The organism is Citroniella saccharovorans (genome assembly GCF_035481615.1).
GTDB lineage: Bacteria > Bacillota > Clostridia > Tissierellales > Peptoniphilaceae > Citroniella > Citroniella saccharovorans.
Genome location: NZ_JAYKOT010000003.1, coordinates 771,660 through 794,272 on the forward strand (window position 1 = coordinate 771,660; position 22,613 = coordinate 794,272).

Annotated in this window: 25 protein-coding genes; 20 read left to right on the plus strand and 5 right to left on the minus strand. The window is 26.2% G+C overall.

What is annotated here, in order from left to right:
* The first annotated feature begins 1 nt into the window (after position 1).
* Genes xseB through VLK81_RS06160 form a run of 5 tightly spaced genes read left to right on the plus strand, consistent with a single transcriptional unit; the run spans position 2 to position 3,711 of the window.
* Complete coding sequence (gene xseB, locus VLK81_RS06140) at positions 2 to 214, plus strand: exodeoxyribonuclease VII small subunit (RefSeq protein WP_324619774.1); 213 nt, start codon at positions 2 to 4, stop codon at positions 212 to 214.
* Positions 207 to 1,049 carry a polyprenyl synthetase family protein gene (locus VLK81_RS06145; protein ID WP_324619775.1) on the plus strand — a complete coding sequence of 281 codons (843 nt, stop codon included), beginning with the start codon at positions 207 to 209 and terminating at the stop codon, positions 1,047 to 1,049. Before xseB ends, VLK81_RS06145 begins: the two co-directional genes overlap by 8 nt.
* Positions 1,046 to 1,498, plus strand: a complete 453-nt coding sequence (locus VLK81_RS06150) for an arginine repressor (protein WP_324619776.1) — start codon at positions 1,046 to 1,048, stop codon at positions 1,496 to 1,498. Before VLK81_RS06145 ends, VLK81_RS06150 begins: the two co-directional genes overlap by 4 nt.
* 1 nt (position 1,499) lies before the next feature.
* Complete coding sequence (locus VLK81_RS06155) at positions 1,500 to 3,155, plus strand: DNA repair protein RecN (RefSeq protein ID WP_324619777.1); 1,656 nt, start codon at positions 1,500 to 1,502, stop codon at positions 3,153 to 3,155.
* A gap of 16 nt (positions 3,156 to 3,171) precedes the next feature.
* Entirely contained in the window at positions 3,172 to 3,711 is a 540-nt protein-coding gene (locus VLK81_RS06160; protein ID WP_324619778.1) for an NUDIX hydrolase, read from the plus strand.
* A gap of 51 nt (positions 3,712 to 3,762) precedes the next feature.
* Here the strand turns inward: VLK81_RS06160 and VLK81_RS06165 are convergent, their stop codons facing one another.
* Positions 3,763 to 4,146 (minus strand): hypothetical protein, encoded by a 384-nt coding sequence (locus VLK81_RS06165; protein WP_324620528.1) that lies wholly within the window; start codon positions 4,144 to 4,146, stop codon positions 3,763 to 3,765.
* Here VLK81_RS06165 and VLK81_RS06170 point away from each other — a divergent pair.
* The 14 genes from VLK81_RS06170 (at position 4,079) to VLK81_RS06235 (ending at position 19,253) form a co-directional block, all read left to right on the plus strand.
* Entirely contained in the window at positions 4,079 to 4,306 is a 228-nt protein-coding gene (locus VLK81_RS06170) for a site-2 protease family protein (protein ID WP_324620483.1), read from the plus strand. The two genes, VLK81_RS06165 and VLK81_RS06170, sit on opposite strands and share 68 nt — an antisense overlap.
* A 41-nt stretch (positions 4,307 to 4,347) precedes the next feature.
* A complete protein-coding gene (locus tag VLK81_RS06175) occupies positions 4,348 to 5,013 on the plus strand; it encodes a segregation and condensation protein A (protein WP_324619779.1) in 666 nt (221 codons plus the stop codon).
* Complete coding sequence (scpB, locus tag VLK81_RS06180) at positions 5,010 to 5,531, plus strand: SMC-Scp complex subunit ScpB (RefSeq protein ID WP_324619780.1); 522 nt, start codon at positions 5,010 to 5,012, stop codon at positions 5,529 to 5,531. Before VLK81_RS06175 ends, scpB begins: the two co-directional genes overlap by 4 nt.
* Positions 5,518 to 6,216, plus strand: a complete 699-nt coding sequence (locus tag VLK81_RS06185) for a pseudouridine synthase (RefSeq protein WP_324619781.1) — start codon at positions 5,518 to 5,520, stop codon at positions 6,214 to 6,216. Before scpB ends, VLK81_RS06185 begins: the two co-directional genes overlap by 14 nt.
* Positions 6,209 to 6,781: a tRNA (mnm(5)s(2)U34)-methyltransferase gene (locus tag VLK81_RS06190; protein ID WP_324619782.1), complete on the plus strand. Its 573-nt coding sequence runs from the start codon at positions 6,209 to 6,211 to the stop codon at positions 6,779 to 6,781. Before VLK81_RS06185 ends, VLK81_RS06190 begins: the two co-directional genes overlap by 8 nt.
* Positions 6,778 to 8,001 (plus strand): BaiN/RdsA family NAD(P)/FAD-dependent oxidoreductase, encoded by a 1,224-nt coding sequence (locus VLK81_RS06195; RefSeq protein ID WP_324619783.1) that lies wholly within the window; start codon positions 6,778 to 6,780, stop codon positions 7,999 to 8,001. Before VLK81_RS06190 ends, VLK81_RS06195 begins: the two co-directional genes overlap by 4 nt.
* Positions 7,991 to 8,623, plus strand: a complete 633-nt coding sequence (gene cmk, locus VLK81_RS06200) for a (d)CMP kinase (RefSeq protein WP_324619784.1) — start codon at positions 7,991 to 7,993, stop codon at positions 8,621 to 8,623. Before VLK81_RS06195 ends, cmk begins: the two co-directional genes overlap by 11 nt.
* Positions 8,616 to 9,188: a lysophospholipid acyltransferase family protein gene (locus tag VLK81_RS06205; RefSeq protein WP_324619785.1), complete on the plus strand. Its 573-nt coding sequence runs from the start codon at positions 8,616 to 8,618 to the stop codon at positions 9,186 to 9,188. Before cmk ends, VLK81_RS06205 begins: the two co-directional genes overlap by 8 nt.
* Positions 9,188 to 11,320 (plus strand): bifunctional 4-hydroxy-3-methylbut-2-enyl diphosphate reductase/30S ribosomal protein S1, encoded by a 2,133-nt coding sequence (locus VLK81_RS06210; RefSeq protein ID WP_324619786.1) that lies wholly within the window; start codon positions 9,188 to 9,190, stop codon positions 11,318 to 11,320. Before VLK81_RS06205 ends, VLK81_RS06210 begins: the two co-directional genes overlap by 1 nt.
* Positions 11,321 to 11,390: 70 nt before the next feature.
* Positions 11,391 to 12,713 carry a tRNA (N6-isopentenyl adenosine(37)-C2)-methylthiotransferase MiaB gene (miaB, locus tag VLK81_RS06215; protein ID WP_324619787.1) on the plus strand — a complete coding sequence of 441 codons (1,323 nt, stop codon included), beginning with the start codon at positions 11,391 to 11,393 and terminating at the stop codon, positions 12,711 to 12,713.
* Entirely contained in the window at positions 12,703 to 15,225 is a 2,523-nt protein-coding gene (mutS, locus tag VLK81_RS06220; protein ID WP_324619788.1) for a DNA mismatch repair protein MutS, read from the plus strand. Before miaB ends, mutS begins: the two co-directional genes overlap by 11 nt.
* Before the next feature lie 2 nt (positions 15,226 to 15,227).
* On the plus strand, positions 15,228 to 17,090 hold the full coding sequence (mutL, locus tag VLK81_RS06225) for a DNA mismatch repair endonuclease MutL (RefSeq protein ID WP_324619789.1): 1,863 nt from the start codon (positions 15,228 to 15,230) through the stop codon (positions 17,088 to 17,090).
* Positions 17,090 to 18,037, plus strand: coding sequence for a tRNA (adenosine(37)-N6)-dimethylallyltransferase MiaA (gene miaA, locus VLK81_RS06230; RefSeq protein WP_324619790.1), 948 nt, complete (start codon positions 17,090 to 17,092; stop codon positions 18,035 to 18,037). The genes mutL and miaA overlap by 1 nt, the downstream gene beginning before the upstream one ends.
* Positions 18,015 to 19,253 carry a methionine gamma-lyase family protein gene (locus VLK81_RS06235; RefSeq protein ID WP_324619791.1) on the plus strand — a complete coding sequence of 413 codons (1,239 nt, stop codon included), beginning with the start codon at positions 18,015 to 18,017 and terminating at the stop codon, positions 19,251 to 19,253. The genes miaA and VLK81_RS06235 overlap by 23 nt, the downstream gene beginning before the upstream one ends.
* A gap of 31 nt (positions 19,254 to 19,284) precedes the next feature.
* On the opposite strand, the gene lexA is transcribed toward VLK81_RS06235, so the two are convergent.
* Complete coding sequence (gene lexA, locus VLK81_RS06240; RefSeq protein WP_324619792.1) at positions 19,285 to 19,899, minus strand: transcriptional repressor LexA; 615 nt, start codon at positions 19,897 to 19,899, stop codon at positions 19,285 to 19,287.
* Between the two features lie 173 nt (positions 19,900 to 20,072).
* Here lexA and yneA point away from each other — a divergent pair, with 173 nt between their 5' ends.
* Complete coding sequence (gene yneA, locus VLK81_RS06245) at positions 20,073 to 20,348, plus strand: cell division suppressor protein YneA (protein WP_324619793.1); 276 nt, start codon at positions 20,073 to 20,075, stop codon at positions 20,346 to 20,348.
* A gap of 16 nt (positions 20,349 to 20,364) precedes the next feature.
* Here yneA and VLK81_RS06250 read toward each other — a convergent pair whose 3' ends face one another.
* The 3 genes from VLK81_RS06250 to VLK81_RS06260 form a co-directional block, all read right to left on the minus strand.
* The gene (locus tag VLK81_RS06250) at positions 20,365 to 21,348 is read right to left on the minus strand and encodes a tyrosine recombinase XerC (RefSeq protein ID WP_324619794.1); all 984 of its coding nucleotides are present in this window, start codon (positions 21,346 to 21,348) and stop codon (positions 20,365 to 20,367) included.
* Positions 21,349 to 21,462: 114 nt separating this feature from the next.
* A complete protein-coding gene (locus VLK81_RS06255) occupies positions 21,463 to 22,383 on the minus strand; it encodes a hypothetical protein (RefSeq protein ID WP_324619795.1) in 921 nt (306 codons plus the stop codon).
* A gap of 38 nt (positions 22,384 to 22,421) precedes the next feature.
* Positions 22,422 to 22,586 carry a hypothetical protein gene (locus tag VLK81_RS06260; RefSeq protein WP_324619796.1) on the minus strand — a complete coding sequence of 55 codons (165 nt, stop codon included), beginning with the start codon at positions 22,584 to 22,586 and terminating at the stop codon, positions 22,422 to 22,424.
* Positions 22,587 to 22,613 lie beyond the last annotated feature (27 nt).

Here is a 22,613-nt window from a genome sequence, read left to right on the forward strand (position 1 = left end):
GATGAAAGATTTTGAGAATAAACTTCAACAATTTGAAGATATTTCAAATAAATTATCTTCTGAGGATATTAGTTTAAATGAAAGCTTAGAACTTTTTGAAAAAGGCAATAAGATATACTTTGATCTTAAAAAAATCTTAGATGAAGCTGAAAATAAAATACTTACACTAGAAGGTAATGAGTTTATAGAAAATGAGGATATAAAATTTGAATAATTATAATAAAATAATTGAAGATAGGATTTCCTTATATTTAGATTCTATTAAAAACAGTATATTATATGACGAAATTTATTATTCTTTAAAAGCTCCAGGAAAAAGATTAAGACCAAAATTACTACTAGCATCATATTGCTTATTTAAACAAGATTTTGATAAAGTTTTAGACTTTGCTCTTGCCATTGAATTAATTCATAATTATTCTTTAATTCATGACGATCTTCCTTCTATGGATAATGATGAATATAGGAGAGGGAGAAAGACTCTTCACATTGTTTTTGGAGAGGCAGAAGCAATTCTTACAGGTGACTCTCTTTTAAGCGAATCATTTAACATAATTTCCAATAATATTCTTTTAGAAAATAATCCTATAAATATTTCTAATAAAATTAAAGTTTTGTCTATTTTTTCTAAACTTGCTGGATTGAATGGTATGATTAAAGGGCAAGTTATAGATATTGACAATAAATTTACAGCAAAACAAGAAATACTTGAAATGTATGAAAGAAAGTGTTCAGATCTTTTCAGAGCGTCAATTTGTTCTGGTGCAATATTAGGTGGAGCAAGCGAAAATGAGTTAGAATATCTTGATAATTTTGCAAAAGAATTTGGTATATTCTTTCAAATAAGAGATGATATTAAAGATTATAATAATGATTCTGATTCTGGAAAAATTACCATACTGACTTTTTTAAAAGAGAAAGAAGGTATAAAATTATACAATGATAAGCTTAATAAATTAAATAATATTATAAAAGAATTAGAAAAATCATTAAATATGACTTATTTCAAAAATTTAATTAATAATTTAATTTTGAGGGAGGATGTATGAAGAAATACACTAGACAAAGATTAATTCTAGATTTAATTGAAGAAAATATAATTAAAACTCAAGAAGAATTATCTGAATATCTGCAAAAATCAGGTGTAAGAGCTACACAAGCTACAATATCAAGAGATATTAAAGAACTTAGAATATCAAAAGTTCAAACGGTAGACGGTGATTATAGATATTCTATAATTGATACTGTTCATGATTCTCTAAATGAGAGATTAATAAAGATATTTAGATCTGCAGTTTTGTCGATTAGAAGAAACGATGATCTAATTATTGTAAAAACTATACTTAATACTGGAACTGTGTGTGGACATGCTATTACTAATGCAAAAATAAAAGGAATAGCTGGAATTATTACTGGCAATGATACAATATTTATAGCGGTTGATGAAAAAAGAGATATTGATAAAATAATAGATGAAATAAAATCTATTGTGAAGTAAAATGTTAGTTGATCTTTATTTATCCAATTTGGTTCTAATTAAAGAAGCAAAGATTAATTTTGGAGAAGGGCTAAGTGTAATTAGCGGTGAAACTGGTAGTGGCAAGTCTGTTTTAATTAAATCCATAGCGCAGCTTATGGGAGAAAAAACAGATAAGGATCTAATTGGTAAATTTAAAGATAATGCTATAATAGAAGCAACTTTAAAATTACCTGAAAAATACAAAAATTATTTTTTTGAAGAATATGGTATAGAAAAATCTGACTATTATGTATTAACAAAAGAAATCTCTTTAGAAGGAAGATCTGTATCAAGAATTAATATGAGAACTGCTCCTATAAGTTTAATATCTGAGATGATGAATTGCGTTATTGAAATGCAAACACAAAATAGTGTAAATTTACTATTAAATAAAAATTATTATTTAAATTTACTTGATTGTTATTCTAATAAAGATTTATCTGAGTTTAAATCAAAACTTAAGAATGATATTGAAAATTTTAAAAAAATAGAAAAGAAGATAGAATCATATTCTATAAGTGATGAAGAGCTTAATAGAAAATTAGATTTGCTTAATTTTCAAATTAATGAAATTGAAAGCCTAGATTTAAAAAACTTTGATATAGATCTTATCAATCAAGAATATTTAAAGATAAGTAAAATTAAGGATATTATAAGATATTTAAATTTAACTAAAGAAGATTTGTTTTTAAATAGTTATTCATCAATTGATACCCTTTCTAAAGCTAGATCTCAAATTGAATCAGTAAGCTCTTATGATCCAAAATTAACAAAAATAAATGAGATTTTAGAAAGTATATACTATAATTTAGAAGATGTAAAATATGAAATAGATAGTTATCTTGATAGTGAGTTTTATGATGAAGAAAAACTTCTATATTTAAATGAAAAAATAGAATCATTTGAACTATTAAAAAGAAAATATGGAAAAGATAAAGAAAGCATTTTAAATTATTTAAAGCAAATAAAAGAAGAAAAAAACGAGTTAGAAAATCTAGAAAGCCTTTTAATAAAATTAACAAAAGAAAAAGAATTTATTAAAAATAGCATAGTAACTAATGCTGAAGTTCTTACTAACTGCAGAAAGATTTCTGCAGAAAACTTTGAAAAAGAAATTAGTAGTAAACTAAAGGAATTAAACTTTTTAAATAATGATGTTAAATTTGTTTTTTCAAAAAAAGATATTACTATAAATGGTCAAGACGAAGTAGATATTTTAGTTTCATTTAATGTTGGTCAAAAACTATCTTCTCTAAGTAAAACAGCATCTGGAGGAGAGCTTTCTAGATTTATGCTTGTTATTAGACTTATTTTAGGCAATAAAATTGGACATAGTACACTAATTTTTGATGAAATAGATCAAGGCATTAGTGGGGTTACAGCAGACCTTGTAGGAAATCTTTTAGAAAAATTATCTAAAAAAAATCAGATAATTCTTATTTCTCATTTACCTCAAATTGCAGGCCTTCAAGCAAATCATATATTAATTGAAAAAAAAGTTATAAAACAAAAAACAATATCTACTTTAAGTAAAATCGATGGCGAAGATAGGGTTAAAGAAATAGCTAGATTAATTGCCGGAACAAATATTACAGATGATGTATTGAAAATTTCTAGAAAATTATTAAAATCTTAAAAGATTGGAGTTTATAATGAATGAAATAGAAAAGACTATGAAAACAGAGATACTTTATGAAGGTAAAATTCTTACACTTCGGGTTGACACTGTCGAATTACCAGATATGAAATATTCAAAAAGAGAAATTATTGAACATTCACCTAGCGTTGTTATAATACCAATGATTGATGATGAAAATGTTTTTGTAATAAAACAATATAGAAAAGCTGTAGATAAAGTGTTATATGAATTTCCTGCTGGTTTATTAGAAAGTGGTGAAGATCCTAAAGAAGCTGCTTTAAGAGAGTTGCAAGAAGAAATTAAATACACTGCTGATAAAATTGAGTTTCTTTTTGATATGTATTCTTCTCCAGGCTTTACTAATGAAAAGGTTAGTGTTTTTTTAGCTAGAGATTTAAAACCTAAAGCATTAAAGGAAGATGATGATGAGTATATTGAATGTGAAAAAATATCAATAAAAGATCTAATACAAAAACTAGATTCTTTAGAATTAATAGACTCTAAAATAATAGCAGGAACTTTATATCTAAAAAACTTAATGCTAAATGAATGATTTATTAAATATACTATCAAGTGCAATAGCACTTTTATTCACTATTATTGTTCATGAAGTTGCACATGGATATGCTGCTTTAATATTTAAAGATACAACAGCAAAAGACATGGGAAGATTGTCAATAAACCCTTTAAAACATCTTTCCTTACCAGGATTAATTTCTCTGTATATTTTTAAATTTGGTTGGGCAAAACCTGTTCCAGTAGACTTTAATAGATTGAGACCAAGAAAATTAGGATTTTTTGTAGTATCTATTGCTGGTATATTTACAAATTTAATTTTATGTTTTATATCATGTTTAATATTTGTTAAAGTAAATTTTTCTAATGGAAGTTTTTTATATAATTTATTTTTAGAATTAATTTTGTATAACGCTGGATTAGCTGTTTTTAATTTATTACCTTTTCCGCCGCTTGATGGATCAAAAGTCATTTTAAGTTTTTTCCCTAAGAATACACAAGATTATATACTTAGGAATGAAAAATTTTTATACACTATTCTTCTTATTCTGATTTTTACTGGTACAATATCAAAAGTTATACAGCCTATAACGTCTAAAATAATAATTTTTTTTATAAATATAGTGAGTTGATAAATTTGTATGAAATAAAACTGAAAGAATATGAAGGACCTTTGGACTTATTAATTGATCTTATTGAAAAAGATAAAATTGATATTTATGATATACCAATAAGTTCAATAACAAGCAAATTTATAAATGAAATTGAAAAGTTTGAAAAAGACAAAGAAAATTTATCTGAATTTATTCTTCTTGCTTCTACATTAATAGAAATTAAAGGACTTATGCTTTTACCTAAAGAATCTTTAGACGAAGATCCTAGAATTAATCTTACAATAATGATAGAAGAATATCAAAAATTTAAAATACTTTCAAAAAAACTCTATGAATATTTTGAAGAGGCCTCTTTATCAAGAACAAAAGATAGGCAAGTAATTGAAACAACTTATACTACAGTAAATATTAGTGAAGATATACAAAAACTTAAAGACATTTTTGAAGATATAATTCGAAGAAAAAAAGTTAGTGACAATATTTTCATTGATAAAAAAATTATCAAAAAAGACGAATATAGTATTATAGATTCAAAAAATACTATTATAAATAAACTTATAAAGAATAACAGGTTATCATTTAACGAGATTTTAAACATAAATGATCCTAAGCTAAAAATTATTACAGACTTTTTTGCAATATTAGAAATTATTAAACTTAATACTGCATTTATAGTACATGAAAATGGAAATATTTTCCTACAAATAGTAAAAGGTGAAGCATGAATTTAAAAGAAATTATATTAGCTATTTTATTTTACTGGACAGATCCTATTGAAGATATAGAGCTTTCAAATATTACAAAAGCAGACATAAAAGACATTCAAAGTGCTTTAGATGAAATAAAAAAAGAATTTAATGAAAAAAATAGAGGTATAATATTAAAAAAGATAGAAAATTCTTATCAACTTGTAACTAATCCAAATTTTTTTAATTATATAAAGAAACTAACATACAAGGAGGAAGAAAAGAAAATCAATAATTCATCAATGGAAACTTTATCAATTATAGCTTATAAACAGCCTATTACAAGGATTGAGATAGACAAGGTAAGGGGAGTTAACTCTCAATCATCTATAAACACTTTACTTGGACGCAACCTAATAGAGGAGTCTGGTAGACTCGATGCTCCTGGAAAGCCAATTCTTTATAAAACTACCAAAGAATTTTTAAGGGTTTTTAATTTAGAAAGCCTAGATAAATTACCAATTATAGAAAAAGATGATGTAAATGAGATTAAATAAATATATTAGAAATTCTGGAATTACTTCAAGAAGAGGAGCAGATAAATTAATAGAAGATGGTAAAGTTAAAATTAACGAAATTGTTGTGACAGAACCTTTTTATGAGGTTAGTAATTCTGACTGCGTTAAGGTAGAAGATAAAAAAATTAAGCAAATAGAAAGGTTTGAATATTATATAATCAACAAGCCTATTGGTTTTTTATCATCTTTGAGTGATCCATTTCACAATCAATTTGTTAGTGAAATTGTTAAAACTGATGCTAGAATTTATCCTGTCGGAAGGCTTGATCTTAATTCTAGAGGACTTATGATATTAACAAATGATGGTGATTTAGCTTTTAAAATTAGTCATCCTAATAGCAATATAACAAAGGAATATATTGTAAAATTAGATAAAAAAATAAATAATTATATTGCAAAAAAATTTGAAGCAGGTATAAAAATAGATGATAAGTCAAAAGTAAAAGGAAGAATAAAAGAATTTGACCCAGATAATTTTCTATATTCAATAAAAATTAAAGAAGGAAGAAATAGACAAGTTAGGAAAATGTTTAAATCTGTTGGGATTAAAGTTTTAGATTTAAATAGAGTTTCAATTGGTGGTCTGAAGTTAGGAGATTTAAAAATTGGTCATTATAAAAAAGTTGATAGAGATTATATATTAAATGAGGTTTTTCGTGATTGATATAAAGAATGTTACAGTTATTTTAGATTATATAATAGATAGTTTTAAATATCCTAATGAGATAGAAAGCATTGTCGATATGACTTTGGGCAATGGATATGACAGCCTAAAGCTATTAAAACACTTTGATAGTGCTTTTCTTTATGGTTTTGATATACAGAAATCTGCTATTACTAACTCAACTATTCTTTTAGATAAAAATAATTTAAATGGTAGATACTTGTTTTTTAATAAGTCTCATGAAAAAGCATCAGAATATATTAATAAAAAAATTGATATTATAATTTACAATTTAGGATACCTTCCTGGTGGAGATAAAAAGATCAAAACAACTTATAAAACAACAGTGTTAAGTCTAATGGATTGTATAGAAAATTTATCAAAAATTGGAACTTTTGTTTTCATAACCTTATATCTGGGGCATGAGGGAGGTCAGGAAGAATATAACTCTGTTATAGAGTATTTAAAAACATTAGATCAAAAAAAGTTTAATATTTTTGAAATCTCATTCATTAACCAAATTAATAATCCACCAAAGTTAATAGTTATAGAAAGGAAAAAATGAAAAGATTAGTTATAATTGGAGCTGGAGCTAGCGGTCTATTTGCTGCAAGTCAGTTAAAAAATATTGATTTAGAAGTAATAATAGTAGAAAAAAACAATAAAACTGGCAAAAAGTTAGCTATAACTGGAAAAGGAAGATGTAATCTTACTAATCATGAAGATATATCCAATTTTTTTGACAAAATTAATACTAACAAAGATTTTCTATACTCATCTTTTTATACTTTTACAAATATAGATACTGAGAACTTCTTTATAAGTAAAGGCTTGGATTTGGTAGTTGAAAGGGGGAATAGAGTATTTCCTAAGTCTCAAAAAGCTAGCGATGTTGTTGATCTTCTAAACAGAGAAATTATTTGTAAAAATATAAAAATTTTACTTAATAAGAATGTTCAGTCAATAAAAAAAGAAAATAATAAATTCTTGATTAAGTTTTTAGATGATTATATTGAGGCAGACTATATAATAATTGCAACTGGTGGTATGAGCTATCCAACTACAGGATCTACAGGAGATGGATTTAGATTCGCAAAATTTTTTGGACATAAAATAGTTGACCCTAGACCAGCTTTAGTACCTATTGAGATTACAAATGATTTTATAAAAGATTTAATTGGTATTTCATTAAAAAATGTAAATTTAACGTACTATAAAGATAATAAAAAGGTTATATCTGAATTTGGTGAAATGCTATTTACACATTTTGGAATCTCCGGACCAATTGTATTAAAGATTTGTAATTATGTAAATAAAGGCTATTTTTTATTAGATTTAAAACCTTATTTTACAGAAGAAGAATTGGATAAAAAATTATTATCAATATTTGAAGAAGAAAAAAATAAAGATTTAATAAATGGTATTAAATCAATAACTACTTTAAGAATTATACCAACTTTAATTCGTTTATCTAAAATTGATCCAAATAAAAAAATTCATCAAATAACAAAACAGGAGAGAAAAAGATTGGTATACTTTCTAAAGAATTTAAGATTAGATGTTAGAGGTTTAAGGGATATTAAAGAGGGTATTATTACTAAAGGTGGAGTATGTACTGATGAAATTGATCCCTCTACTATGGAAAGCAAACTAATCAATAATCTTTTTTTTATTGGTGAAGTTATTGATGTTGATGCAAATACTGGTGGATATAATCTTCAAATTGCATTTTCTACAGCTTATTTAGCTAGTTTATGTATAAAGGAGCGACTAAATGAAAATTAGCATTGATGGACCTTCAGGAGCTGGAAAGAGTACTATAAGTAAATTAATTGCTAAAAAACTTAAAATATCATACCTAGATACAGGATCTATGTATAGATTGGTTACCTTTTATCTCTTAGAGAATAATATAAATTTAAATGATGAAAGTTTAGTTTGTAAAAATCTTAATAATATTAATATAGGATTTAAAGATGGATTTGTTTTATTAAATGATAAAAAATATGAAAATGAAATTAGATCTGATATAGTTACAAGCAATGTTTCTTTAATCTCGTCATATAAATGCGTTAGAGAGTTTCTAGTAAGCTTACAAAGAAAAATTGCATCAACAAATGATATTATTCTTGATGGAAGAGATATAGGTTCTGTTGTTTTAAAAGATGCAGATTATAAGTTTTATCTCACCGCAGATGTTGATGAAAGAGCTAGAAGAAGGTTTAATGAAACTATTGGATTTTCATTTAATGAAATTAAACGAAAAATTATTGATAGAGATAATTTTGATAAAAGCAGAGAAATTTCACCACTTATTGTTCCAGAGGACGCTATTATAATTGACTCTACAAATTTAAATATCGATGAAACTGTCAATAAAATTATTGGAGAAATTAAAAATGTATAATGTTTTAAAATTTATTTCAAATGTTATCTTTAGATTATTCTTTAGGATAAAAATACATGGAAACAATAAATTACCAGATGGTAGGTTAATTATTTGTTCTAACCATATCTCTGCACTAGACCCTATAATTCTTGCAATTTCTACAAATAGAAAAATCTCATTTTTAGCTAAAAAAGAACTTTTTAAAAATAGGATCATTTCAAAATTTTTATATTCTATTGGTGCCATCCCAATTAATAGAGATGCACTAGACATTAAAGCTTTAAAAAAATCTATAAATATTTTACAGGAAGAAAAAGTATTGGGGATTTTTCCTGAAGGAACTAGAATTAAAAGTATTTCTGAGGAAAATATTAAAAGTGGTATAGGACTTATTTCCTCAAGAGCTAAATCAAATATTCAACCGGTTTTTATAAAAAGTGATTATAAACTTTTCTCTAAAATCGAAATATTCTATAGAGACATAGTAAGAGTTGAAGACTATATGGAATTAGAAGATAAAAATAAAGAAATAGCACTTGCAACCTACAGAGTAATTTATGATGTAGAAAGTGAGAATGTTTAATGAAAATAACTATTGCTGAAAATCTTGGTTTTTGCTTTGGAGTTCAAAATGCATTTAACGAGTCTACAAAGGCATTACAGAAAGATGTTTGTTATATAAACGGAGACTTAGTTCATAATGAAAATGTAGTAAATTATCTTGAAAAATTGGGCCTAAAAAAATATGAAACCAATATTCCAAGAAATAAAAAAGTAATCATTAGAAGTCATGGAGTATGTAAAGAGATCAAAGAAAAATTAATTGCAAATCAAAATGAAATTATAGATTTAACTTGCCCATGCCTTAAAGCTATTTATAAAAATATAATTAAGTGGTATAATAATAATTATAAAATAGTCATTGTAGGGAATAAAAGCCATCCAGAAGTAAAAGCAATGAATTCACTCATAGATTATAAGGCTATCGTTGTATCTACTACTAAGGAAGCAAATGAGATTTTTGGTTACAATAATTTATATGTTATATCACAAACAACAAATATTTTAGAGAAATTTATAGATATATCTGATATAATAAATAGTAACAATAAAAATGTCATTATTGAAAATACAATTTGTGCTGCAACTAGAAAAAGGCAAGATAGTGCGTATGAGTTGGCTAAAAGAACTAATGCAATGATTGTTATAGGTAGCAAGACCAGTGCTAATTCTAATAAGCTTTTTGAAATCTGTAAAAAAGTAAATAATAATACTTTTTTTATAAATTCAGCAAAAGAACTTGATTTATCTAAGATTTTAAAGTACAATAATATTGGGATAACAGCTGGTGCTTCAACACCTAGTTGGATTATAGAGGAGGTTGCAAGTTTAATGGAAAATTTAAGTAAAGACGAGTTTATGGAGCAAGTGGAGGACAGTATAACAAGAGTTTCTCCAAGAGATATTGTTAAGGGTGAAATAATTTATGTTACAGACGATGAAGTTATTGTAAATATAGGTTATAAAGCCGATGGTATCGTAAAGCTTGATGAACTTTCAACAGATGAAAATGTAAAACCAAAAGATCTTTATAAAGAAGGTCAAGAAATCGAAGTTTACGTTATCAAACTTGATGATGGTGAAGGAAATGTAGTTTTATCTACTAGAAGAGTGGAAAGTCTAAAGAATTGGGAAACATTAGTAGAAGATTTTAAAAATGAAAATACCGTTACTGTAAAGATTACAAAAGATATTAAAGGTGGTCTTTTAGGAATTGTAAAAGGTGTAGTTGCATTTTTACCTGGTTCTCAAATAACTACTCATTTTGTAAAAGATTTTTCTAAATACATTGGTATGGATTTAGATTGCAAAATTATCAGTATTGATGAAAAAAAACGTAGATTAGTGGTTTCAAGAAAAGTTATAGAAGAAGCTGAAAATCAAAAGAAACTTGAAGAAGCTTGGTCTAAATTAGAAGAGGGACAAGTTCTTACAGGTAAAGTAGCTAGATTAACTGATTTTGGTGCTTTCATTTCTTTAGGAGATATTGATGGTTTAGCACATGTATCTGATATTTCTTGGAATAGAATTAATAAACCTTCTGACGTTCTAACTGTTGGTGATGAAGTAGAAGTTTTAATACTAAAATTAAATGATGAAAAGAAAAGAATTTCATTGGGAATTAAACAACTAACTAAAAAACCTTTTGAACAATTTATGGAAGACAATAAAGTTGGCGATGTTGTTAAGGGTACAGTTGTTAACTTAGTTGATTTTGGTGCTTTTGTGAGATTAAAAGAAGGCGTTGAAGGTTTAATTCACATTTCTCAAATCTCTCATAATCATATAGAAAAAGCTTCAGATGAACTTAACGTTGGTCAAGAAGTTGATGTTAAAATTTTAGAAATTAATCCAGAAGAAAAGAGAATTGCTTTATCTATAAAAGCTTTAACTGAACCACCAAAAAGAGAAGATGCTCCAATTTCTGATGATGGAAATAAGCCACAAAGACCAAGAAGAAAAAGAAATGAAAATAGAGAAAAGAAAAGAACTAAAGAAATTGAAGGATTTAAGAATGAAGATCTTGATACAAGCATTGGTGCTTTATTAGATTTTAAATTTTCAGATTCTGAAGAGCCTTTAGAAAAAGTTGAAGATAAAGTAGAAACTGTAGATGCAGAAAATGCAGTTGAAGAAAGTTCAGAAGAAGAATAATAATATGGTACTACTTAAGGCAAGTAATTTCTTACTTGCCTTATTATTTTAATTAGAATGGAAATAGAAAATGGAAAAGAAATATCTTATTAAAACTTATGGTTGCCAAATGAATGAACATGATTCTGAAAGAATGTCTTATATCTTAGAATCTTTAGGTTATCAATCAACAGATAAATTAGAAGAAGCTGATTTAATTATATATAATACGTGTAGTGTAAGAGAAAATGCCGATAATAAGGTTTATGGCCATTTAGGTTCTCTAAAAAAATTAAAGGAAAAAAATAAGGATTTAATTATAGCTATATGTGGTTGTATGATGGAACTCAAAGAAGCTAGGGATATAATTAGAGACAAGTATAAACATGTTGATATAGTTTTTGGGACAAAAAATATTAATTCTATACCTTATCTCTTAGACCAATATAACTACTCTAAAGAGAGAATAATTGATGTTGAAGAAACTGATGATATAGATGAAATACAAGATGCTATTAGAAAAAACCAAACAAGTGCTTATATAAATATTATTTACGGATGTAACAACTTTTGCTCTTATTGTATAGTTCCATATACTAGAGGAAGAGAATCGAGTAGATCTGAAGAGAGTATTTTAAAAGAAGTTAAGAAATTAGCCGATGATGGGTTTAAAGAGATAACACTTTTAGGTCAAAATGTAAACTCATACGGAAAAGACCTACACCCTTGCACTACATTTTCTGATTTATTAAATAAAATTTCATTAATTGAGGGAATCGAAAGAATAAGATTCATATCTTCTCACCCTAAGGATATTTCGGATGATTTAATTTTTACTATTAAGTCTAATCCTAAAGTTTGTAAATGTATCCATCTTCCTATACAATCAGGTTCTAAGAGAATTTTAAAAGAAATGAATAGAAAATATACTAAAGATGAATATTTAGAAAAAATAAATAAAATAAAAAAAGAAATACTGGATATTGCAATTACCACCGATATTATCATAGGCTTTCCAGGAGAAAGTGAAGATGATTTCTTAGATACTTTAGATGTAATAAATAAAGTAAAATATGATCAAGCTTTTATTTTTAAATATTCTAAAAGAACAGGAACAAAAGCTGCAATCATGGATAATCAAATTAGCGAAGAAGTTAAATCTGAAAGATTTCAAATTTTACTTGATAGAGTAAATGACATCTGCTTAGAAAATAATAGCAAATATTTAAATAGGGAAGTAAAAGTTTTATTTGATGAAATAAGTAAAACTGATAAAAATATGATGAGTGGAAGAACTGATAGAAATAAAATTGTTCATGTAAAGTATAATAAAGATTATTTAGGTAAAATTTGTTCTGTTATGATTAAAGAATTTAATTCTTTTGCTCTTGAAGGTGAAATTATTGAACGATAAATCAAATCTAAACCTAACCCCTATGATGAAACAGTATATGGAGTTAAAAAAAGAATATCCTGAGCATATTTTATTATTTAGACTTGGCGACTTTTATGAAATGTTTTTTGATGATGCTATAAAAGCTTCTAAAATATTAGGAATAGTCTTAACTAAAAGAGACTGTGGAAATGGAAATAAAGCACCTATGTGTGGTATACCTCATCATGTATCTGAAGAATATATAGAAAAGATAATTAAAAGTGGAAATAAAGTTGCTATTGCTGAACAACTCGAAAACCCTAAAGAAGTTAAAGGGCTTGTAAAGAGAGGTATAATTGATGTAGTAACTCCTGGTTCAAATTTATTTAATAGATCCTCAAATAATAATTTTTTAATGTCTATTATTTTTAACAATGATGAATTAGAAATTGCATATACTGATATTTCAACCGGGGAAATTTTATATACAATAGGAACTAGCTCTTCAAAAACAATTATATTAAATGAAATAGCTAGAGTATTTCCTTCTGAAATAATTGCTGATCAAACTACTTTAGAAAAACTAAAGCTAAATAATATTGCGCTATTTGAAAATATAATTCTTACTGATACAGGTAGAATAAAAAATACAAAAGAATATAGTAAAATTAGCTCTTTAAATAATTTATATAATTATATTTATAAATTTCATGATTCAAAATTAGTTCATTTTAAAGATCCTAAAAATTACAAATTAAATAGTTTTTTAGAAATAGATATTAATACTAGAAATAATTTAGAAATATTTGAATCAAGAAATTCAAAAAATTTTTCACTTTTTAGAGTTATTGATAACACTAAAACTCCAATGGGTAAAAGGATGCTTCATTCTTGGTTAGAAAAACCATTAATCGATATTAAAAAGATTCATAAAAGAAATTCTTGTATAGAATCTTTTCTAAATAATTATGCTATTGTAGATAAAGTTTCTGATTTATTAAATGAGATAGGTGATATTGAGAGAATTTTAGCTAAAATATCTTACTCAAAACATTCTCCTAAAGATTTATACTCTCTTAAAGAATCTATTAAAGATTTAAGTAAAATTAAAACAATTTTATCTTTATCTGATGAAAATCTTAAATTTTTTTCAAATGAATTAGATGATCTTTCAGACATATATGAATTAATATCATCTTCAATTGTTGATGATCCTCCATTTAATGTAAAGGATGGGGGAGTTATTAAGGCTGGTTATAGTGAAGAATTAGATAAGATAAAAGAAAGTAGTACGATAGGGAAAAAAGAACTTGTTGAGTTTGAAAAGAATGAGAAGGAATCTACTGGAATAAAAAATTTAAAAATTGTTTTTAATAAAAAAACTGGATACTTTATAGATATTACAAAATCATATCTTGATAAAGTACCTTCTTATTACAATAGAATACAAACACTTACCAATTCAGAGAGATTTTTTACAAATAAATTAAAAGAGATAGAAAATAAAATATTTTCGTCTGAAGATGAAGCTCTTGAAAAAGAAAACGAAATATTTAACAATATAAGTAATATTATTTTAAACAATATTAATAGAATTCAATCAGCTTCTAATCTTATTTCTAGATTAGACTCGATTTTGTCTCTAACTATCGTAGCAAAAAGAGAAAATTACTTTAAACCTGAATTTAATAATAAAGGAATTTTAATTATTAAGGATGGAAAGCATCCAATCATATCTTATAATGATATATCCAATTCATTTATAGCTAATGATACTAATATTGGAGATAAAGATAATAGAATTCAAATCATTACAGGGCCAAATATGAGCGGTAAATCAACTTATTTAAGACAAGTAGCCCTAATTAGTATACTTGCTCAAATGGGATCATTTGTGCCTTGTAAAGAAGCTTTTTTGCCAATTTTAGATAAGATCTTTACTAGAATCGGATCATCTGACAATATAGTTGAAGGCGATTCTACATTTATGGTAGAAATGAAAGAAATGGCATACATTTTAGAAAATGCAACCATTAATTCTTTAATTCTTTTAGATGAAATTGGTAGAGGTACATCTACTTTTGATGGTCTTTCAATAGCTTGGGCAATAGTTGAATACCTATCAAAAAATGTTAATGCTAAGTGCCTATTTGCTACCCATTATCATGAAATCACTGATTTAGAAAACAGCTTAAATAACGTAAAAAATTATTTTGTTGATGTTAAAGAAAACTCCTTTGACATAACTTTTCTTTATAAAGTAAAAAAAGGAGTAGCTGAGAAAAGCTTTGGTATTGAAGTTGCAAAACTTGCTGGAATCGATAATTCTATTTTAAAAAGATCTAGACAAATTCTTCACACTATAGAAAAAAAATATAAAGTAGATATTAAAGAAATAAATGAAAATGAGAAACAAATAGATTTTCAGGCCATAGAGACTAAGAAGTTAGTCACTAAATTAAAAAATTTAGATATAGATTCATTATCTCCTAGAGAGAGTTTTAATCTATTGGATAAATTAATTATTGAAGCTAAAAGTATAGAGGATTAGAAATGACTATAAATATACTAAATACTAGTACAATTGAAAAAATAGCAGCTGGAGAAGTAATAGAGAATCCTAGATCCATAGTTAAGGAATTAGTGGAAAATTCTATCGATGCTTCGGCAACAAATATTAAAGTTTCTTTAAAATCTGGAGGCATTGAAGAAATTATTGTATCTGATAACGGAAGTGGGATTGATGATAATTCTATCATATTAGCTTTTGAAAGACATGCAACATCTAAAATTTTATCTTTTGATGATCTTTATTCTTCATATTATTTTGGTTTTAGGGGAGAAGCTCTTGCTTCAATAAAAGCTTGTAGTAAAGTCACTGTTTCTACCAAAACCATAGATAGAGATTTAGGAACTAAAGTTCAATTTAATGAATTAGATATAAAAAAAAGTGAAATAGCTATGAATAAAGGTACAGTAATTCAAGTAACTAACCTTTTTTATAATACACCAGTTAGAAAAAAATTTTTATCTTCAGAAAATGTAGAAGCTTCTAAAGTTTCAGAATTATTAAAAGAATTAGCTATTGGAAATAATATTAGTATAGAGTATTATTTGGATGACAAGCTAATTTTTAAAACTTTTAAAGATTCAACTATAGAACAAAAAATGATACAATTAATATCAAAAAACTTAGAAGGCCATATAATTTCTTTTGAAATGCAGAACGAACTTTACAATGTGAAAGCATATATATCAGATAATACTTTTTTTAGAGCTAATAGAAAAAATCAATATATATATGTAAATAATCGTATAATAGATTCAAAAGATATTTCCATAAGTATTGAAAAAGCTTATTCATCTATTATACCTAATGGTAAGTTCCCATCTTTTGTATTATTTATTAGTACAGAGGCAAATAATCTAGATGTAAATATTCATCCAAACAAAAAAAATATTTCATTTTCTAATTTTGAACAGCTCTTAGAAGATTTATATATTTCAACTAAAAACAGTTTAAAACCGGATGATTTATTTATTCATACACCTGATGGAAAAGATTATAATAATAAACCTAAATTTTATAATCAAGATAATAATTTTATTAATAATGAACAAAAGCTAAAAGATTTACTTGAAAGATATAATAATAATAAGTCTAATACTAGCTACCATAACAATGAAAATAATAATATATCCGAAGTCAATGAAGATAAATCAGATTATGAAGAAGAATATTTGAGTTTTAACAGTTATGAATCTAATGATTCAAATATAGATAGTAATAAGAATGAATTATCCTTCATAGAAGACGATTCTAGTAAATATAAGGAATTTATCAATAGACTTGAATATAGGGGGTCTTTATTTAATACTTATTTAATTTTTGAAGATAAATCCAATGAGACTTCCTATTTTATGGATCAACACGCTGCTCACGAAAGAGTTATGTATGAAAAGTTTTTAAATAAAAAAAGAGAAATTTCTACTCAGGTTCTATTAAGTCCAATTATTTTAAAGCTTAATATTGAAGAATTTCAAACATTCATCAACAATAAAAAAGCATTTAAAGATTTAAATTTTGATGTCGATATTTTTAGTAATGATGAAATTATAATTAGATCAGTACCAATTGATTTTTCAGATGCTAATATAAAAATTCTTTTTTATGATATTTTAGATTCTATATCAAATTATAGAGACATTTCAGATACAGATATTATTAAAAAAATAATAAAAAAATCTTGTAAAGCTGCCGTTAAATCTGGAGACAATTTAAGTAAATATGAAGCAAATAAACTTATTGAAGATCTATTAAAATGCAGTAATCCACTTACTTGTCCACATGGAAGACCTACTTTTTTAGAGTTTAATAAATATTTTTTCGATAAAGAATTTTCGAGGATTAAATAGTGTATAATTTTATTATTATTACAGGACCAACTGGGGTTGGAAAAACAGAACTTTCACTTAAATTAGCTTTAAATCTAGATACAGAAATAATTTCGGCTGACTCAATGCAAATATATAAAGGCCTAGATATTGGTACAGCTAAGATAAGCTCTAAAGAAAAACAAATTGTAAATCATCATCTAATAGATATATGTGAGCTTCAAGATAATTATACTGTTAAGAACTTCAGAGATGATGCCTTTAATATCATATCAAAACTTAACCATGATAATAAACTAGCATTGGTAGTTGGTGGAACTGGTCTTTATCTTAATTCATTAATTTATAATTTAGATTTTTCAGATACTAAATCCAATGAAAATCTTAGAAATAGTTTAATAAGTAAGAGCAATAAGTATGGTAATGACTATCTATATAATCTTTTATTAGAAATTGATCCAAATATTATAAAAAAAATTCATAAAAACCAAACCAAAAGAATCATCAGGGCTTTAGAAGTTTATTATCAAACTGGAAAATTATTTTCAGAATTAAATGATTATGAGTTTAAACTAAGAGATGATGTAAATTTTCTTATATTTCAGTTAGATAGAAGTAGAGATATTATCTATAAAAGAATAAATGAAAGAGTTTCAATTATGCTAAATCAAGGATTAATTGAAGAAACTTTAAATCTTGTTAAATCTGGATATAGAAAGGATATAGAAAGAATAAAGGCAATTGGAAATAAAGAAGTTCTTTACTATTTAGATGGTTTGCTATCATATAGCGAACTTGAAGAGTTTATTCAAAAGAATACAAGGCACTATGCTAAAAGACAATTAACTTGGTTTAAGCGCTATGAAAATAGGCAAATTATTAATTTAGACGATAATTCAGTTGATACAAACGTAGAAAAAATAATAAAAATAATACGAGGTAAATATGAACAACCCTTTTTTAAATAAAAATAGAAAATTTATTTTAGAGATAGAAAATTCACTGAGTGAACAATATAAAGAAATTGATAGAATAACAGAGTTAAATGATTATAAAGTAATAAAAAGTATGCAAGAAAATCAACTATCTCAAGCTGATTTTGCCTGGACTACTGGATATGGATATGGAGATTATGGTAGGGAAAAAGTCGAAAAAATATACTCTGATATATTTCACACTGAAGATGCTCTTGTAAGACCTTCAATTGCATCAGGAACACATGCTTTATATATTATTATGTCTGCTATTTTAAAATCTGGAGATGAACTGTTGAGTGTGTCAGGTAAATTATATGACACAATTCAAAAAGTTATTGGACTAACAGGTAGTGAAAAAGGTTCATTGATTTCTAAAGGTATTAAGTATAATGAAGTTGATTTAAAAAATAATACTTTTGATTATGAAAATATAAAAAAAGCAATTTCAAATGATACAAAATTAATTACAATTCAAAGATCAATTGGATATGCTCATAGAAAATGCCATAGCATTGAAGAAATTGAAAAGTTAGTTAAGTTTATTAGATCATTTAATAAAGAAGTAATAATAATGTGTGATAACTGCTATGGAGAATTCACTAGAGAATTAGAACCTTCTGATGTTGGAGTTGATATTGTAGGAGGATCATTAATTAAAAACTTAGGTGCTGGAATTTCAATTGGTGGGGGATATATTTGCGGTAAAAAAGATCTCATAGAAATGTGTGCCAATAGGTTAACAGCACCAGGACTAGGAAAAGATTTAGGATTAACTTTTGGCACTAGTAGATTAACATTACAAGGTTTATTTTATGCTCCAATGGTAGTAGCTAATGCGCTAAAATCAGCTTTAATAGTAGGAAAAACTTTTGAAAATCTTGGATTTGAAGTATTCCCTAAATCTGATTCAAAAAGAAATGATATTGTACAAGCTATAATATTAGAAAATGAAGATAATGTAATAAAATTCTGTAGAGAAATACAAAAAGCAGGCACAGTAAATTCACATGTAACGCCTTATCCGTGGGATATGCCAGGCTATGAAGATCAAGTTATAATGGCCTCATCTGGATTTATTGATGGTTCATCTATCGAATTGAGTGCAGATGCTCCTTTACGACAACCATATATAGTTTTTTACCAAGGGGGAATATCATATAACCAAGTAAAATTTGCATTGATAAATATGATGGATCATTTTTTATAAAAGAAGTCAAAGCATAAATCTTTGACTTCTTTTAATATTCCCTATAAAGACCAATTACTCTTCCTAGAATAGTACAGTCTTTTACTATTATTGGTTCCATTGTACTATTTTCAGGTACTAATTCTATATATCCATTTCTTTTATAAAATCTTTTTATAGTTGCACTATCTTCAATTAGAGCTACTACTATATCTCCATTTTCACAGACATTTTGCTGTCTTACTAATATTTTGTCTCCATCATATATACCAGCTTCAATCATTGATTCTCCATGTACTTTTAGCATAAAATGATTGCCTCTTTGTGCAATATCAATAGGTATAGGAAAGCTATCTTCAATTTGTTCTTGAGCTAAAATAGGTATACCAGCAGTTACATCTCCAAGAATTGGGACAAAAGGTGTTTTTTTTAAAAATGGACTATCATTATCTTCCTTTATAATCTCTATGGCTCTATTTTTTAAAGAATCTCTTTTTATATATCCTTTTTTTTCTATTTTATTTAGGTAACTATGACATGTTGAAGTGGATTTAATATCGCAAGATGCACAAATTTCACGTATAGATGGGGGATAACCAGTAAAGTCAATACTTTTTTTTATAAAATCAAAAATGAGACTTTCTTTATCTGTTAATTCTAAACTCAATTTTTTTATACCTCCTTAATTTATACTTAATTTAAGTATATCATAACTAATAATACTTTACAAACAAATGTTTTGTTTTTTAAATAAAAGTCTTGACATAGAACGAACATTCGTTTATAATAGATTTAGAACATATGTTTAATATATGTATTTTCAACTTAGGAGTGAATATTATGAAAAAGAAATTAAGAATAGCAAATAAAAAAAGATTCACTGCTTTTTTAGTAGTAATACTTTTATTAATTATTTTAATATCTCTAATTCGCACAAGAGCTGTGTCTAAAAATAATTATGAAGTTATAAGTATAAATAAGGGCGAAACCCTATGGTGTATTGCAGAAAAATATCCAAATAAAGATCCAAGAAAATTTATATATGAAATAAAGGAAATAAATAATTTAAATTCAAGTATTATATATCCTGGTCAAAAAATAAAAGTGCCTTATTAAAGGCATCTTTTTTTACTTACTTATAATTTAATGGGTTCTTATCTACGGCTTTTTTGATCTGACTATCATCTAAGTGGGTATATATTTGTGTTGTAGCTACTGATTCGTGACCCAAAATAACTTGTAATGTTCTTATATCAACTTCTCCATATTTATATAAAAGTGTAGCTGCAGTATGCCTTAGTTTGTGAACAGTATAAAGATTTGGATCTAATCCAATTTCCTTAATATATTTTTCTATCCTATGCTGTATAGCACGATTTGACATTCTAGTTAATCTTTCGCTTATAAATAAAGCTTCAATTGATTCAATATTTTCTACTTTTCTATCTTCCAAATATTTTTTCCTACATAATTTATAATAGTTAATAGCTTCAATAGATGATTCATTTAAATAAATTGTTCTCTCTTTATTGCCTTTTCCAACGACAGATAAAATATCTTCTTTAATCATACTCAAATTTATACTAGTTAATTCAGAAAGTCTTAATCCACAATTTAAAAATAAAGTTATTATTGCGTAATCTCTGCTTGAGATAAATTCATTTTGTCCATGCTTAACATGGCTTAATAAACTTTTGGCTTCATCTAAAGTTAAATATATAGGATTTTTGGGCCTAGCTTTTGAAAATTCTAGTTTTTTAGTAGGGTCATTTGAAATTAGACCTGTTTTTACAGTTAAATATTCATAAAACGTCCTAAGAGAAGATGTTTTTCGATTACGGGTCCTATTTGACGTTTTACGGTGTTTGTCAAGATAAGACATAAAACTATATAGAGTTGATATAGAAACGCTGTCTAAATCGCTTATAGGGACGTCAAATATTTCGGCATTATTAAAAATTTCATCATCATAAGGATCTTCATTTAATTTATTTAATTTTAGAAATTTAAGAAATAAAATAATATCATAAGTATATTCTTTTACAGTTAAATTTGAAACGCCTTTAATAGTTTCTAAGTATCCTATAAAATCAGTTAAGAAAGTTGGATATTTCAAAGTTATAGTCCCTCCTGGTCAATAATTGCGCTTAGTCACAAAATTAGTATTTTGTGACATATTTTCTATATTATATACCTATCTCCGATTATTGTCAACTGCAATAACTTTTATTTAAATATAGATTTTAATTCTTTTAATTTTCAAAGTAGGAAGTTTTTTAACCTTTAGAGCTTCCCATTCAAATTCAGATATTGCAGATTTTTGATTATACTTGAGCCACAATCCAAGCCTTTGGATATTAAAATCTATTTCATCAGGCCCAATTTCTTCTTCAATAGCTCTTTCGCTTAGCTTATGGCCCATTGATGGATTTGTAAGATACCATAAATCTTTATTTCTCATATCCGACAGTTCATCTACTGACCATTCAGCCCAGCCATTGTGTTTTCTACCTCCAGATAGGATTGACTCACGGTATTTTGTAAATACTGTCCCACTTGAAACCATAGTTGGCGGAGTTCCGCACATGATGGTCATAGGATTATCTGAATCTGTGACTGTATATTTTAGAGCTGATTCCTGGTCTTCTGTGTACTCCTGGGCTTCATCAATTATCAGCATATCAAAGCCTTCTCCAAGACCGCCTGTTGCGGTTCTTGTTCTAAATTGAATTACTCCACCTTCTAAGCTTAACTCTAGTCTTTCCTGACCTTTTGCTTTAATTGATGTGAAATTTATCTTGTCGGCATAGCCCATATCTTCTAAATATTTTTTTAATTTTAGAAATGATGAATGCGATGTTGATATTCTGTGGGCTGTATGGAGTATATTTAGCCCATGAAAGAGTCCCCAAAGCTCTGCCATGTAGACAAGTTCTGTTTTTCCATTTCTTCTGGGAATTGCGTATCCAAATTTGGAGTGAGTCCATAAATTGTCATCTCCTATGGCGAAAAGATTATTTATCATATTCTCTTGCCAGGGATATGGACTTCTCCCAGTCTTTTTGTAAAGCTTAATTGCTTCATTTCCTAATGTTTTATTATAATCTAAAATTACCGACTTGGTGGGAGTTTGATTTCCATATTTTTTCAATGTTCCAAACTCCTTTTAATAATTCTATTTTACATTTATCAAATTTTATTTCTCTTAATCATGTCTTTAAGGTCTTTTTCTATTTTATACTGCTCAAAAATTTCTTTCAAAGAAAAAATCAATGCTACTATAAAAACACTAATCTTAACAGTTAAGATAAAGCTGATTAAAAATATTGCATATCCTATTAAAGCTTTTATCATTTTTACCTCCAATAAAAAAACACCTCT